Consider the following 14312-nt stretch of genomic DNA (forward strand, 5'->3'; position numbering starts at 1 on the left):
GATCATGCCCGCCACCGCGCTTCGGGTCGACCACCCGCGCGGAGCGAAACCGCACAGCCGAAGCCGCGGTCGGCTAGGAAGTGCGGCGCGCGGCGAGAACCGCGTCGTAGAGCTCGCGACGGGACACGGCGTGGGCGGCGGCGACCTCGGCGCAGGCGTCTTTGAGGCGCAGGCCCGCCGCGGTTCGGGATTCCACGGCGTCCACCAGGTCCGCGGGATCGGCGGCGGCGGGCTTGGCGCCCGCGAGCACCACGGTGATCTCGCCGCGTGCGCCTTCGACGGCCCACTCGGCCAGTTCGGCCAGGGTCCCCCGGATCACTTCCTCGTAGGTCTTGGTCAGCTCCCGGCAGACGGCGGCGCGGCGGTCCGGGCCGAGGATCTCGACCGCGTCGGCCAGGCAGTCGGCGAGCCGATGCGGGGCCTCGAAGAAGACGCAGGCGCGTGGTTCGGTGGCCAAGGTACGCAACCATTCCCGGCGCTGGCCGGATTTGCGCGGCGGGAATCCGTCGAAGCAGAACCGTTCCACCGGCAGGGCCGACAGTGCCAGCGCGGTGGTTACCGCCGAGGGACCGGGCAGGCAGGTCACCGGCAGATCCCGCTCGACGCACGCCGCCACCATGCGGTAGCCGGGATCGCTCACCGACGGCATGCCCGCGTCGGTCACCAGCAGCACGGTACGGCCGTCGGCGATCTCGTCGAGCAGCATCGGAATCCGGGCGGTCTCGACGTGATCGTAGAAACTGACCACTCGGCCGGAGATCTCGACGCCGAGCGCCTTGGCCAGCGCCCTGGTGCGGCGGGTGTCTTCGGCGGCGACGACATCGGCCGTCGCCAGCGCTTCGCGCAGGCGCTGCGAGGCATCACCGACATCACCCATCGGCGTCGCCGCGAGCACCAGCCCGCCCGCCGTCTCGTAAGCCACCGCACTCCTGTCCGCATCACGTATCCGGCGCCAACCGCCCACCCCGCAGCCTATCCACCGACGCCACCGGCCCCAGCAGATACCGGCGGCAACGAGGTTCGGCCGCACCGGCAGAAGCAATCCCGCATGCCTTCGAGACGAATCTCACTCACGCCCGCGGCCGACCGCGAATCAGCCGGGCTCGTTCTCGACACGTAACAGCCGATCTCGTGAGCACATGGGTAACTCACCGGTTACGCCCAAAACTACAGCGGCACTCACGCAGGACCTGAACGCGAATCCCGAACCACCCAACTAGTACGGCCTGAAGACCCGGGGAGGCGGAGGAGCATACGATCGGGGCGTGACCCAGGTGACCGACCAGCGCACGACCGCACGGTTCGGAACCGTGCCATCCTGGTCGAGCCCGGGGCCGCTGCGGCCGCCACGCGACTTCGGGCCGACCGACCGCGCGCGCGGCTGGCTGGTGACCGCGTTCCTCACCGCGATCGCGGCGGTGACGCGCTTCACCATGCTCAACTACCCGACCGACGCGGGCACCCCCGTGTTCGACGAGAAGCACTACGCCCCGCAGGCTTGGCAGATGCTCACCGGCGGCTGGGTGGAGGACAACCCCGGCTACGGGCTGGTGGTGCATCCCCCGGTCGGCAAGCAGTTCATCGCGATCGGCGAGGCGATGTTCGGCTACAACGGCTGGGGCTGGCGTTTCACCGCCGCGCTCGCCGGGACGGTGCTGGTGCTGCTGGTGATCCGGATCACCCGGCGGATGACACGCTCCACCCTGATCGGCGCGATCGCGGGCATCCTGCTGATCGCCGACGGGCTGACCTTCGTCTCCTCGCGCATCGGCATGCTCGACATCTTCATGGCGCTGTTCGTCACCGCCGCCTTCGGCTGCCTGATCGTCGACCGCGACGAGGTGCGTGCTCGGTTCGCGCGCGCCGACGCGGAGGGCCGGATCGGCGTGACGGACTGGGGACCGCGCCTCGGGGTGCGCTGGTGGCGCTTCGGCGCGGGCCTGCTGCTCGGGCTGGCCTGCGGAACCAAATGGTCCGGCATCTATTTCATCGCCGCCTTCGGCTTGATGAGCGTTTACTTCGACCTCTCGGCGCGGCGGCTCTACGGGGTACGCCGTCCGTGGCTCGGGGTCGCGCTGCGGGACATCGGGCCCGCGCTGTACGCGCTGGTGCTCGTGCCGCTCGGCATCTATCTGGCCAGCTACTGGGCCTGGTTCGCGAGCGAGACCGGCGTGTACCGGTACATGCCCGGCAATCCGTCCGCGCCGACGGACCCGATCGGCACCGGAGGATTCTGGTCGCATGTGGTGCCGGGGGCGCTGCGTTCGCTCTGGTACTTCAACGCCAGGTCGCTGGAATTCCACACCGAACTGACCAATTCGGCGGGCAACCATCACCCCTGGGAATCCAAGCCGTGGACCTGGCCCATGGGCCTGCGCCCGATGCTGTACTACTACGCCGACAGCGGCGTCACCGGTTGCGGGCAGACCCAGTGCGTGAAGGCCGTGATGCTGATCGGCACGCCCGCCATCTGGTGGGTGGCTTTTCCGGTGCTGGCCTGGATGCTGTGGCGCGCGGTGGTCCGTCGCGACTGGCGCCACGGCGCGGTGCTGGTGGGCTACGGCGCCGCGCTGCTGCCCTGGTTCGCCACCCTCGACCGGCAGATGTACTACTTCTACGCCGTCCCGATGGCCCCGTTCCTGGTGATGGGCGTGGCGCTGGCGCTCGGCGACGTGCTGGGCCCCGCGCACCCCAGCACCATCCCGCGCAGCCCCGCCGGGATCTACCTGCCCACCCCGCCGAACGAGCGGCGCAGCCTCGGACTACTCGCGGTCTGCCTCTACCTGGGCCTGGTGATCGCCAACTTCATCTGGCTGTGGCCGATTCTCACCGCGCTACCGATCACCCCGGGCAACTGGCACGACCACCTCTGGCTCCCTAGCTGGAGATAAGAGTTCAGGCCTCGAGTGCCGCCTGCACATAGCGCAGGGCGGTGGCGTCGTCCAAGCCCAATCTGCGCACCGTCGCGACGTAGGCGGTGGCCGCGCGGCCTGCCACGTCGCGGGTCGGGTCTCCCGAGGAGGCGATGAACGAGCCTTGCCTGCCCCGGGTTTCGACCACGCCGTCCGCCTCCAACTCGCGGTAGGCGCGTGCCACCGTGTTGGGGGCGAGGCCGAGTCGAGCCGCAAGGGCGCGGACGGTCGGGATCTTGGTTCCCGCGGTCAGTTCGCCGGAACGCACCTGGGCGATGATGCCGAGGCGTAGCTGCTCGTAGGGCGGCACGGTCGAGTCGTGCGAGACGGTGATGGTGAACATGCCCGCGCTCACAACTCGTCGCGGGACAGCGGGCAGGACAGGCAACGCGGGCCGCCGCGGCCGGAGCCGAGTTCGGAGCCGGGGATGCGCAGCACCTCGATGCCTTCGTCCTCCAGCCTGGCGTTGGTCATCTCGTTGCGCTCGTAGGCGACCACCACGCCGGGCGCGAGCGCGAGGGTGTTGTTGCCGTCGTCCCACTGTTCCCGTTCGGCGGTGACGCCGTCCAGTCCCGTCTCGATCACCCGCAGCTTGCCGATGCCCATCGCCTCGGCGGCCGCGGGCAGGAACGGGTCGGGGCCGCTGATGTCGACCCGGCCGCTGCCGAGCCGGCCGCCGTAGTCGTCGGCCTTGCGGATGGTGAAGGCGCACAGCGATTCGCGCACCGCCGGATACATCACGACAGCGTCCGCGTCGACCATGGTGCACACCGTGTCCAGGTGCATCGTCGCGCGGGTTTGCGCGATCGGCACGACGAGCACGGTGTGAGCGAGGTCATCGTCGAACAGGCTGCGCGCCAAGGCTTCCGCGCCGGCGGGCGAGGTGCGCTCGCCGACGCCCACCGCGACCACGCCCTCCGAAAGCAGCAGCACGTCACCCCCTTCGATCGGCGCGGTGTGCGATTCGTACGCCCGGCGCACCCCGAGGAAGCGGGGATGGAACGCGTAGATGAGATCGGTCAGTGAGGTCTCCCGGCTGCGGGCGGGCAGCGCGAGGGAGGTGATCGCCACGCGCGGACCGACCCAGAACGAGGAATCCCTGGTGAACAGCAGATTGGGCAGCGGATCGATGACGAAGTCGCCGCCGTGGTGCATGCGGCGCACCAGCGAGGTGGCGTCGGGCCCGAACGGCAATTCGTCGAAGGTCATCCCCGCCATGAGGATGTCGGCCAGTTCCCCGGCGGGCACGCCGCGCAGGAAGGTGGCCAGTTCGTCGGCCAGCGTGTGTCCGAGCCTGCGCGCGTCGACCGCGGCCGAGATGCCCTGGATCCGGGCGGCGCCGCTGACCTGGATGGTCTCGGCGAGCAGGTCCGACAGCAGCAGCACCTCGGTGCCGCGGCCACGCAGTACTTCGGCGAACGCGTCGTGCTCCTGCTGCGCGCGCTCCACCCACGGGATGCCGTCGAACAACAGCTGATCGTTGTTGCGCGGGGTCAGCCTGCGCAGCTCGTTGCCCGGCCGGTGCAGCAGCACCGTACGCAGCGTGCCGACTTCGGACGTCACGGCCAAACGCGCACCCTCCCGCGCGGACACAGCATCTGCTCCCATGATCGAACCGTAGTGCGCCGCGGCCGGAAGAGCACGGAAATCCCGGCTTCGGCGTGCGGATCGGTGCGCGATCGCCGAATTCGGTCCCAGCACACCCTAACCTCAAGTATTGTTGAGGTGATTGGGAGGAGCGTGCATGTCGACAGCAGCCGATTGGCGGGCGAAGGAGCTGACCCCCGGGCAGCTCTCCGAGCGTAGTGGAGTCGCGGTCTCCGCGTTGCACTTCTACGAACGCGAAGGGCTCATCACGAGCAGACGCACCAGCGGGAATCAGCGCAGATATGCCCGCGAGACCTTGCGCCGCGTCGCGTTCATCCGCATCTCCCAGCGCGTCGGCATACCGCTGAGCGAGATCAGGGCGGCCCTCGATCAACTACCGGAAGGCCGCACGCCCACCCGGCGCGATTGGGAGACCTTGTCCACCACGTGGCGCGCCGACCTGGACGACCGGATCACCCAGCTGATCCGATTGCGCGACAGCCTCACCGGCTGCATCGGCTGTGGCTGCCTTTCCCTCGGCACCTGCCGCTTGGTCAACGAGCACGACCGGCTCGGCGCCGAAGGTCCCGGCGCGCGCGTGCTCGACGTGCAGCTCAATTGCCCGTCGAAGCCAGCAGCCTGCTGAACCGGGCGCTGGTGCGCCGCATCACGAACTCGTAGGGGAAGGCGAACTTGCGCTTCCACCAGTAACCGAAGCGGATGTCGAACGAGCTGTAGATCAGGAACCGGTTGCGTTCGATCCCGCGCAGGATCGCCGTCGCCACCCGCTCCGGCGGCACCGCGTGCTCGGTGAACGCCGCGGTGAGCCGCTTGATCTTCGGGTCCTCTTTGTTCACTCCGACCAGCTCGACGCTGCGCACCAGCGGCGTGTTCACCGCGCCGGGCGCCACCAGATGCACCGTGATGCCGTGTTGCGCCAGATCCACCCGCAACACCTCGGATACGCCGCGGATGCCGAATTTGCCCGCGCTGTACGCCGCGTGCCAGGGCAGCGCGAGCAGGCCCGCCGCCGACGACACGTTCACCAGCGCACCGCCCTTGCCCGCGCGCACCATGGGCGGCACGAAGGTCTCGATGACATGGATCGGCCCCATCAGGTTGACCTCCACCATGCGCCGCCAGTGCGTGTGCTCCAGGTTCTCCACGGTCCCCCAGACCGATGTGCCCGCGATGTTCATGACGACGTCCAGGCTGCCGAGTTCGGCGTGCGCCCGGTCGGCGAAGGCGCGCACCGCGTCGTAGTCGGTGATGTCCAGCGCTTGCGCCAGAGTCACACGTCCGCCCGCGGCGCGGATGTCCGTCACCGTGGCGTCCAGGCCCTCGGCATTGATGTCGGTGAGCACCAGTTCGGCGCCGTCCGCGGCGGCGGCCAGCGCGGTGGACCGGCCGATACCGCTCGCCGCGCCCGTGACCAGAACCTTCGCATCGCGCACCGTCGTTCGACCCGCTCGCCCGCGACCTCTACCCAGCACTGCGCTTCCCATCTCGAATCGCCGAATCGGTTCCCCGCAGGGTAGTCCAGTGGACGGCCGCCGACCGGGAACGCCGCTAACGACCCAGAACCGCGAGCATGCCCGCGACGGCTCGCGGCCAGGTGAATTGCTCGGCCCGGCTGCGCGCGGCGCTGCGCCGGCGGGCCTGCGGCATGGCCAGCACGTCGCTGACCGCCCGCGCGAACGCGGACGGATGGTCGGCGGCCACCGCGCCGCAGTCGGCGGTCACGATGTCGGCCAGCGCGGAGGATCGGCTCGCCACCACGGGCGTGCCCGCCGCGAGCGCTTCCAGCGCCGCGAGGCCGAAGGTCTCGTGCGGACCGGGCGCCAGCGAGACGTCCGCCGTGGCGAGCAGTTTGGCGACCATCGCGCGCTCGGCGATGAAGCCGGTGAAGTGCACGGCGGGCACCCCGCCCGGCAGCGGGGCCAGCGCACGGGCCCGCCGCTGCAACGCGTCGCGGCGCGGGCCGTCCCCGGCGACGACCAATCGCGCCTCGATACCCGCCTCCCGCAACGCGCCGACCGCCTCGATGCTGCGATCCACCCGCTTCTCGACCGACAACCGGCCGCAGTGCACCAGCAGCGGATGACCCGGCACCCCCAGATCGGCGCGCAGCCTGCGATCGCGCCGGTGCGGGTTGAACAGATCGAGATCGACGCCGAGCGGGACCAGCTCCACGTTCCGCGCGTCGATGCGCAGGAACTCCTCGCGAGCGAAGCTGGTGGTGCACACGACGATGTCGTAGTCGGTGGCGGTGTGCCGGTTGGCCACGTCGGCGCAGCGCCGCGCCACCGGGCCGGGCAGCACCTGCCCGAGCAGCCGGTCGAGCCGCTCGTGCGAGATCATCACGCCTGCCACGTCGCGCCGCCGCGCCCAGCGGCCGAATCCGCGCAGCGTCAGCCGGTCGGAGACCTCCAGCACGTCGGGCCGCAATCCGTCCAGGACGTCGGCCACCCGGCGTGGATCCGCGGCACGGTAACCCCCGGTCCACGGAATGGCCAACGCGGGCAGTGTGATCCGTACGACCCCGGTGGGCAGGATCTCCTCGGACCGGCGCGGGCCAGGCACGATCAGCACCACGTCGTGTCCCGCGGCGACGTAACCCTCGCCCAGATGGTGCAGCGCCGTGCGCAGCCCACCCGACCGCGGGCCGTAGAAGTTCGCAAGCTGAACTATGCGCACGTGGCCGATCGTGCAGCGGATCGGGTTACCCGCGCCCAACGGTGCGTGAACGGCCGTGAAAGAACCGGATAACCGGCGGCTGTGGCGGCGATCTCAGTGCGCGGGCAGCCCGCGCCCGGCCCGCGGAAGATCGAGATCGAGCGGGATTCGGCCCGCGGTGAGGTGCGTCTCGACCTGCTCGGCGGGCATCGGCTTCGCGATCAGAAAGCCTTGCGCGCGGTAGCAGCCGAGGCCGACCAAGGTGCGCGCGGCGACCGCCGTCTCGACGCCTTCCCCGACGACGCCGAGCCCGAACGAGCCGGCCAGGCCGATGATGGATTTCACGATGGCCAGATCGTCGGTGCTGGCGCCGAGCCGCTGCACGAAACCACGATCGATCTTCACCGCGTCCACCGGCAGCGCCTTCAGATGCGACAGCGAGCTGTAGCCGGTGCCGAAATCGTCGATGGCGATCTGCACGCCCATCCGCTTGAGTCCGCGCAGCGTGACCTGCGTCCGGGCCAGGTCCTGAACCACGACGTGCTCGGTGATCTCCAGGCACACCGAGCTGCCGTCGATGCCGAACAGGCGCAGGATGTCCTCGATGCGCTCGACGAAATCGAGGCTCACCAACTGCACCGGCGACACGTTGATCCGCATCACGACATTGCCCGCCAGACCGCGCCTGCGCCATTCGGCGAATTGCGCGCACGCCGACCGGATCACCCAGCGGCCCAGTTCGCCGGCCAGATTGGTGGCCTCGGCGACGGTGACGAACGCGGCGGGCGGCAGCAATCCCCTGGTCGGGTGCAGCCAGCGAACCAGCGCCTCCAACGCGACGATGCGGCCCGTGCGCAGATCCACCTCGGGTTGGTAGTGCAGCAGCAGCGAGCCGTCCGACACCGCGCCGCGCAGGTTGAGCTCCACGTCGTCCTGGAGTTCGAATTGCGCGCGCATGGTGTCGGTGAACACCGCGACGCCGTTGCCGCCGCCCGATTTCGCCGACAACAGCGCGTGATCGGCGCGGCGCAGCACGTCGGCGACCGTCGTCTCACCGGGGAAGCCGAGCGCGACGCCGACGCTGGCGCCCCGGCTGACCGACTCGCCGCCGACGGTGACGCGCCGCGCGATCAACTGCTGGATGCGGTTCGCCTCGTACTCGGCGGCCACCGCGTCCATCGGCTTGGCGGGAACGATGACGAATTCGTCGCCGCCCAGTCGGGCGATCATGTCGTTCGGGTCCAGGTTCTCCCGCAGGCGCGTCGACAAGGTGCGGATGAAGTTGTCCCCTGCGGTGTGACCGAGGAAATCGTTGAGTGCTTTCAAGCGGTCCAGGTCGAGGAAGAAAGCGGCCACCGGGCCGGGGCTTCCCGCGCGTAATCGCTCCTCCATGTGCTCGAGCAGCGCGCGCCGGTTGGCCAGGCCGGTCAGGTCGTCGTGCAGCGCGATGTATCGGAGACGTTCCTCGGCGACCACCCGCGCTTGCAGTTGCGCGAACAGCGCCGCGATGGCTTTCAGCACGTTGAGTTCGCGATTGCTCCACTCCCGATCGCCCGACTTGACGAACCCGAGCACACCGGTCGGCTCGCCACGCGACATCAGCGGTACCGCCGCCGAGGTCACCCCGACGATGCCGGAGCCACGGCGCACGGTCTCCTGGTAGTCGGCGAATTCCGGGGTCGGGCGCGCGACCATCGGCTCGGTCGCGTTCTCCAGGGCGCGGAACACCGGGTCGGCGCCGTCGAAGTAGATCACGCCGAGCGGATCGGGATCCGGAATGTTCTGCCGGTGCGGCCACTCGGCGATGAGCACCGTTGCCCGGCGTTCGCGGTCGGTGTGCCGCACGTAGCTGAAGTCCACGTCGAAGTACTCGACCAGTTGCGCGAGCACGCGTTCGGTGGCGGCGACCATGGTCGTGGCGTCCACACCCATGAGCTCAGAGGCGACCTGGGTCACCAACGAGTCGAGTGTCCGCCGTGGCACATTGTCTCCGATCGCGCTAACTACTGGTGTCCACACCGAGCACCGGACGCCGCCTGCTGCGTACGGTGGCGGCGGAGGCGTAGCTCAGGCGAAGCACCAACGCCATGGTCTCATGCTCAGGCACTTCCAGCAGGTCCAGGAAACGGCCCTGAAGTGACGTTAGTGTATCCGTGAAGTCGGGGGAAATCGCTGCAAGTTCCGCATGGCGTCGGGCGTAGAGGTATACCGGGGAAATCGGCTGCACGCACAATCCGAGGCGCTCGGCCCGCACCCAAACCCGCGCGACCGCCGCGCCCGCCGCCGCGTAGTCCGTCAATCGAGGGTCGGCCGCGTCGAATGTCACGGCCAAAATGGCGGAGCTGGACCGCACCCGGTCACCGGTGTATTTCCCCAGCGCCGCTCCACCCGACCAGGACCGCAACTGCGCCATGACGTCGGCGCGGGTGGTGATCTGGAATGCCGCCCATTCGTCGTCGGTCAGTTCCAGGCTGCGCGCATCGATTCCGGTCTCCGGCGCGTCGTCCGCCCAACGGACTTCGGCGAGCATTTCCTCGTATAAGCGGGGCGTGAGATAGCGGACCCGATCGGACTCCCCCAGCAACCTCGCAGCTTCCTCGATGTCCTCCCGTTCCACGACGGCGCGCACATGCGCACCGGCCGATTCGGCGGCCGCCGCGAGCGCGTCGAGTACGCCGTCTGCCAGCGGGGCCCCGGTGCCGACCCTGCGGTTGGTCTCGCGTCGCAGGACGGCGGGATAGTCGGCCGCCAGCTCGACACTGCGATCCTTCCCCAGCCGCAAGCGGGCCACGAGACGACCGGACCCCGGCGCTCCTTCGACGAACTCGTGCGGGCCCAGGATTCCGTGCGCGGCCGCGGCGACCCGCGCGTTGTAGACGGCTGCGCCGAGCGCGACGGCGCTGCCGCGATAGCCGATGTCCATCGCCGTGCTGCACTCGGGCGCCAGCTCGATGGCGATGTCATCCGCGCAGGCCCGCAACGACCAAGGCTGCATGTTTCCCCCGGATGGAGCCCGTTGCGCGCAGGCGAGGACGCTTTCGATGGGCCCGGTGACGGGCTCGGGCGGCGCCTCGGCCCACACCGGCTCGTCGTTCGGCGGCGGATCGGCCAGCTCGTCGAGGTGCCGTTCCACATCGATCCGGACACGACCGGAATCCAGCTTCAGCCCCAGTCCGATGCGCCGCACGGCGGCGGCCACGCTCGCGGCGCCGAGGCCGACGTCACCGGCCAGCTGCGGCCAGCTGTTCACCGTCTCGCCGACTTCGACCAGGCTCGCGCCCAGCCGGGGCGACAGCCCGGAGGCGCCGAGCAGCTTCACCACGTACGGCGCCTTCTCCCGCGACGTCAGCCCCCGCAAATCCCGGGCGCTGACCTCGCCGAGTAATCCGTGGAACGCGGGACGGCGGGCTTCGAGATCGAAGCGCTCGACGTCCAGCAAACCACGGTCACTGGTTTCCATCAGTACTGGAATGCGGTGCCGGGCCGCCGCCTCGCGAATCACGAGTTTGATATCGAGCGAATCGCACTCCTCGACCACGATCGCGAGTCCGTCCAGGAATTCGTCCACCGAATTCTCGTCGACCCCGGTCGCGAAGATCTGCACCGGGAGATAAGGGTCCAACTCGGCGATACGGCGTGCGGTTACCACCGCTTTGTTGACGCCGATGTCGAACAGCGTCCCGGCGACCCGGTTGAGATTCGACAACTCGATATCGTCCAGGTCCGCCAAGCGCAATCCCCCGCAAACACCCTCCATGGCGAGCAGATGCGCGATCGCGTGCCCGGCGCTTTGTCCGATGATCCCGATCGTGCGTTCGGCCAGAAGGTCCTGTTCGGCTCTGGTCAGTTTATTCCGATTACGATCCAGCCGGATCATCCGGAAAGTACGCGGCCCCGGCAATCCGACCACCGCGGCGCGCCACGGATAGTAGATCCAGCGATCCGCTTCCGGCCCCTCCGGAATATCGGGCGCGGCAACCATTCTGCTGTATTCGGCGCGCAACGACGCACGCAGATCGAGGATTTCGATGCGCGGGTCGGCGCGCAGCGCGGCGAGTATCCGCGCGTCCTCCGGATCGGCGGGGTCGATGATCAGCGGCCGGTGGTCCGCCGCTCGGCTCCGGTCATCGCCCATGTCCGCGCCGGCCCTCCGTCGGCCGCCCGATCCCGCATCGCATATCGGGCGTACGCGCGGTCGACAGACCGAGCGCGTCCTGTTCGCGCTGGGTCAGGGATCGCTGCGCTTCCTCGGCTGACGCGGCATAGCTCCGGGTATCCCACCACAGCGGAACGGTTCGGTAGCGCTCGTCCGGATACGGCACCGCGGGAATGCGCTCGGCCGCAACCGCACCGCACGCCTCGTGGCGGGCCACGGTGAAAGAGGCCACCGTCGCGAAGCCGTAGCGGGCGCCGAGCAGGCGCGCGCCGTGCAGCACGGTGCGCGAGATCGCCGCGCTGAGTTCGCTCCGGTTGGCGGCATCGCGAGCGACCCACGCACCCTTGGCCTCGATCACGCCCTGCGGTATCCGGTCGGCGATCATCTGCCGCAAGTCGTCCGCGCCCGGCTGACCGGCCCATTCCACCAGCGCGTGCGCCTGCCGCGCGTCGGTGTAGGGGCCTTGCATCCGCACCCCGGCGACCATGTCGCCGTCGGCGTCGAGCGCGGCGAAGAACAGCGCCGAGGACGCACCGTCGGCGACCGTTTCGTATTCGAGCGCGTGTTCGACTCCGAAATGTCGGTAAACGTCACACGCCCCGTGCAGATACCGGTCCCAGAGTTCCGGCTGCACGCCCGGTTCGGAGACAAAGAACGCACACTCGGATTGCGCGTCGTAATACCGTCGCACTCCCCGCCCACGGGAGTTCCTCGGCACGACTGCAATCAGATCCACAGTCATGTTGTTCCTACTCCATCGCCGCGCTGCCATGCGCGATAGTCCAGCCCGATGCAGCCCCCCGCGGCCCCGAGCCGAGACGAAGTTGCCCAGGGCAGTATCCGTCATCGGACAGGAATTGACCAGCCGTCCGGCTAATCTTCCGAAAACTCTGCGGTACACGTCATATTTTCGCAGGTCAGAGCTGGCGTATTCGAAATCGGAAATAAGATGGAGACCAGTCGGTTCAGGGCCAGTTACCGATTAGCAATTTAAACGAGGATAGAAATGAACAACTCGACCGATTCCGGGCCGTGCCAGATCTCGATCTCTTCACGGTAGGCCCGAGTGATCTCGGCGGACGCCGTCGCGTCGTCGACCTGCGCCCAGACGTCCTCTACCGGATCGTGATAGTCGCCGTTCGGCGCGAACCGGGCATAGACGCCTTTCGGAACCCGCACCAAGACGTCACCCACCGGCACCGCGTCCGGCGCGGGGTACTCGAAACAGACCACAGCGTTGTAGTTTCCGGCCGGATCCGGCACGTACACCGTGTACATCGGACGGTCCACGCCGTCCCGGTCCCGCAGGCGATCCTTGAGGAACTCGATGAGGTCGCTGTTGCTGACCTTGAAGCTCGGGCGCACGCGCGGGACGACCAGCCCGCCGTAGACCGCCTCGGCACGCACCACGATCGCATAACTCATCGCGCGTCGACCGCCAGGTACAGATCGATCTTGTAGGCGTGCGGGTAGCACTCGAAATCGCCGGTGTAGGTCCGCTTGATCTGGTTGTGTTCCTCGGCGTAGGCGATCTGCGTCCACAGGTCGGTCATCACCTGCGGGAAGTTACCGACCGAGGAGAACCGTGCGTAGGCGCCGCGCGGCAGCCGGGCGACCAGGTGACCGCGGGTGACGTCGGCGAAGGATGCGCACTGATAGCCGACGATCTGGGTGTTGTACGTGCCCAGCTCACCGGTGTAGTCGGTGTAGGCGCTGGCCAACGGGCCGCCGAGTTCCTGGTGCAACACCGCCGCCCAGGCGGCCTCCAGATCCCGGTCACGCAGTTCCCCGAGCGCACGTTTGGGGCTGCGTACCGGCAGCCCGGCAACCCACGTCTCGTCCCGCTCGACGATCTCAAACTGCATGGAAAGACTCTTTCGAAAGAAGCCGCAGGTAAACCACCGCATCCGGTCGGTCGGAATCGCCATGCTACCAACCCCGACCGGGTGGTACCGATCACATATCGCGTCCGGCGGCCGCTCGATCACCCCGCTGAACTGGACAGATGTCCGAAGCGGTACCGTCCGGACGGGACCGATCACCGATCGACAACACCGGCCGGTCGCGTCGGCGCACCGTGGGCACGATCGCCCGGTTCGTCCCTCCCCTGGCACCACCGAAGGGAGTACTGATGCACGAGACACCGATCTCCGACCGACACTGCCACGCCCTCGGGCGCCCCACGGTATGGGCCTACGCCACCGCCTCGTACGGCCGGTGCTGACGTGTGCCGGACCATCGCCGAACTCGACGCGGCGGTCGCCGACTGCTTCGCCTGCCCGCGTCTGGTCGCCTGGCGCGAGCTCGTCGCGCGACAGAAACGCGCCGCCTTCCGTGACCAGACGTATTGGGGCCGTCCCGTGCCAGGCTTCGGTCCGGCGGACGCGCGGATGCTGCTCGTCGGACTCGCGCCCGCGGCGCACGGCGGCAACCGGACCGGCCGCATGTTCACCGGCGACCGCAGCGGCGATGTGCTCTTCGCGGCGCTGCACGCGGTCGGTCTGGCCAACCAGCCGACCGCGATCAGCGTCGACGACGGCCTGCGGCTGCACGGCGTTCGGGTGACCGCTCCCGTGCACTGCGCGCCGCCGGACAACAAGCCGACGCCGGAGGAGCGAGATCGCTGCGGGCACTGGCTGGCGACCGAACTGCGACTGCTGACGCCCACCGTCCGCTCGGTGGTGGTGCTCGGCGCGTTCGGCTGGCAGGCACTGCTTCCGGTGCTGGCCGAAGCGGGCTGGGCCGTACCGCGCCCGCGACCGAAATTCGGCCACGGCGCGCACGTCGAACTGGCCGCCGCCGAGGAGGGCCGCAGTCCGCTGCACTTGTTCGGCTGCTACCACGTCAGCCAGCAGAACACCTTCACCGGACGACTCACTCCGGCCATGCTCGAAGCGGTGCTGGCCGAAGCGGCGCGGGTCGCGGGGCTCGAGGTGCGACGAAGCCACGCGCCGCTCGGGTGATCGGTCGCGCATCGCCGC

The 14312-nt window shown here is 69.1% G+C and carries 13 protein-coding genes; 3 read left to right on the forward strand and 10 right to left on the reverse strand.

From position 1 onward, the window contains the following. Window positions 1-73: 73 nt before the first annotated feature. Window positions 74-922, reverse strand: coding sequence for a 16S rRNA (cytidine(1402)-2'-O)-methyltransferase (gene rsmI, locus ACWEO7_RS00295; RefSeq protein WP_450020367.1), 849 nt, complete (start codon window positions 920-922; stop codon window positions 74-76). 343 nt (window positions 923-1265) lie between these two features. Between rsmI and ACWEO7_RS00300 the strand changes: the two genes are divergently transcribed. Then, entirely contained in the window at window positions 1266-2891 is a 1626-nt protein-coding gene (locus tag ACWEO7_RS00300; protein ID WP_452419841.1) for a dolichyl-phosphate-mannose--protein mannosyltransferase, read from the forward strand. Between the two features lie 4 nt (window positions 2892-2895). Here ACWEO7_RS00300 and ACWEO7_RS00305 read toward each other — a convergent pair whose 3' ends face one another. Further along, a complete protein-coding gene (locus ACWEO7_RS00305) occupies window positions 2896-3255 on the reverse strand; it encodes a GntR family transcriptional regulator (RefSeq protein ID WP_452419842.1) in 360 nt (119 codons plus the stop codon). A gap of 8 nt (window positions 3256-3263) precedes the next feature. Beyond that, entirely contained in the window at window positions 3264-4520 is a 1257-nt protein-coding gene (gene arcA / locus ACWEO7_RS00310; RefSeq protein WP_452419843.1) for an arginine deiminase, read from the reverse strand. Between the two features lie 136 nt (window positions 4521-4656). Here arcA and soxR point away from each other — a divergent pair, with 136 nt between their 5' ends. After that, window positions 4657-5145, forward strand: coding sequence for a redox-sensitive transcriptional activator SoxR (soxR, locus tag ACWEO7_RS00315; RefSeq protein WP_067795363.1), 489 nt, complete (start codon window positions 4657-4659; stop codon window positions 5143-5145). On the opposite strand, the gene ACWEO7_RS00320 is transcribed toward soxR, so the two are convergent. The 7 genes from ACWEO7_RS00320 to ACWEO7_RS00350 all read right to left on the reverse strand — a co-directional run bounded on the left by ACWEO7_RS00320 (window position 5114) and on the right by ACWEO7_RS00350 (window position 13196). Further along, window positions 5114-6004: an SDR family oxidoreductase gene (locus ACWEO7_RS00320; protein ID WP_452419844.1), complete on the reverse strand. Its 891-nt coding sequence runs from the start codon at window positions 6002-6004 to the stop codon at window positions 5114-5116. The genes soxR and ACWEO7_RS00320 overlap by 32 nt on opposite strands. Before the next feature lie 64 nt (window positions 6005-6068). Then, on the reverse strand, window positions 6069-7196 hold the full coding sequence (locus ACWEO7_RS00325) for a glycosyltransferase (RefSeq protein WP_452419845.1): 1128 nt from the start codon (window positions 7194-7196) through the stop codon (window positions 6069-6071). 93 nt (window positions 7197-7289) lie between these two features. After that, the gene (locus tag ACWEO7_RS00330; protein WP_450020428.1) at window positions 7290-9131 is read right to left on the reverse strand and encodes a putative bifunctional diguanylate cyclase/phosphodiesterase; all 1842 of its coding nucleotides are present in this window, start codon (window positions 9129-9131) and stop codon (window positions 7290-7292) included. Window positions 9132-9174: 43 nt separating this feature from the next. After that, entirely contained in the window at window positions 9175-11310 is a 2136-nt protein-coding gene (locus ACWEO7_RS00335) for an Rv1355c family protein (protein ID WP_452419846.1), read from the reverse strand. Beyond that, entirely contained in the window at window positions 11300-12073 is a 774-nt protein-coding gene (locus ACWEO7_RS00340; RefSeq protein WP_452419847.1) for a hypothetical protein, read from the reverse strand. Before ACWEO7_RS00340 ends, ACWEO7_RS00335 begins: the two co-directional genes overlap by 11 nt. A gap of 248 nt (window positions 12074-12321) precedes the next feature. Beyond that, entirely contained in the window at window positions 12322-12756 is a 435-nt protein-coding gene (locus ACWEO7_RS00345) for an effector binding domain-containing protein (protein WP_452419848.1), read from the reverse strand. Then, window positions 12753-13196 carry a GyrI-like domain-containing protein gene (locus ACWEO7_RS00350; protein ID WP_355074571.1) on the reverse strand — a complete coding sequence of 148 codons (444 nt, stop codon included), beginning with the start codon at window positions 13194-13196 and terminating at the stop codon, window positions 12753-12755. The genes ACWEO7_RS00345 and ACWEO7_RS00350 overlap by 4 nt, the downstream gene beginning before the upstream one ends. Before the next feature lie 360 nt (window positions 13197-13556). Between ACWEO7_RS00350 and ACWEO7_RS00355 the strand changes: the two genes are divergently transcribed. Further along, on the forward strand, window positions 13557-14294 hold the full coding sequence (locus ACWEO7_RS00355) for a uracil-DNA glycosylase (RefSeq protein WP_452419849.1): 738 nt from the start codon (window positions 13557-13559) through the stop codon (window positions 14292-14294). Window positions 14295-14312 lie beyond the last annotated feature (18 nt).

This window comes from Nocardia sp. NPDC004260 (genome assembly GCF_053603155.1).

Excerpts from the sequence above, each read along its gene's own strand:
- soxR (WP_067795363.1), top strand. The coding sequence starts at position 4,657 with ATGTCGACAGCAGCCGATTGGCGGGCGAAGGAGCTGACCCCCGGGCAG.
- arcA (WP_452419843.1), bottom strand. The coding sequence starts at position 4,520 with ATGGGAGCAGATGCTGTGTCCGCGCGGGAGGGTGCGCGTTTGGCCGTG.
- ACWEO7_RS00320 (WP_452419844.1), bottom strand. The coding sequence starts at position 6,004 with ATGGGAAGCGCAGTGCTGGGTAGAGGTCGCGGGCGAGCGGGTCGAACG.
- ACWEO7_RS00305 (WP_452419842.1), bottom strand. The coding sequence starts at position 3,255 with ATGTTCACCATCACCGTCTCGCACGACTCGACCGTGCCGCCCTACGAG.
- ACWEO7_RS00335 (WP_452419846.1), bottom strand. The coding sequence starts at position 11,310 with ATGGGCGATGACCGGAGCCGAGCGGCGGACCACCGGCCGCTGATCATC.
- ACWEO7_RS00340 (WP_452419847.1), bottom strand. The coding sequence starts at position 12,073 with ATGACTGTGGATCTGATTGCAGTCGTGCCGAGGAACTCCCGTGGGCGG.
- ACWEO7_RS00345 (WP_452419848.1), bottom strand. The coding sequence starts at position 12,756 with ATGAGTTATGCGATCGTGGTGCGTGCCGAGGCGGTCTACGGCGGGCTG.
- ACWEO7_RS00350 (WP_355074571.1), bottom strand. The coding sequence starts at position 13,196 with ATGCAGTTTGAGATCGTCGAGCGGGACGAGACGTGGGTTGCCGGGCTG.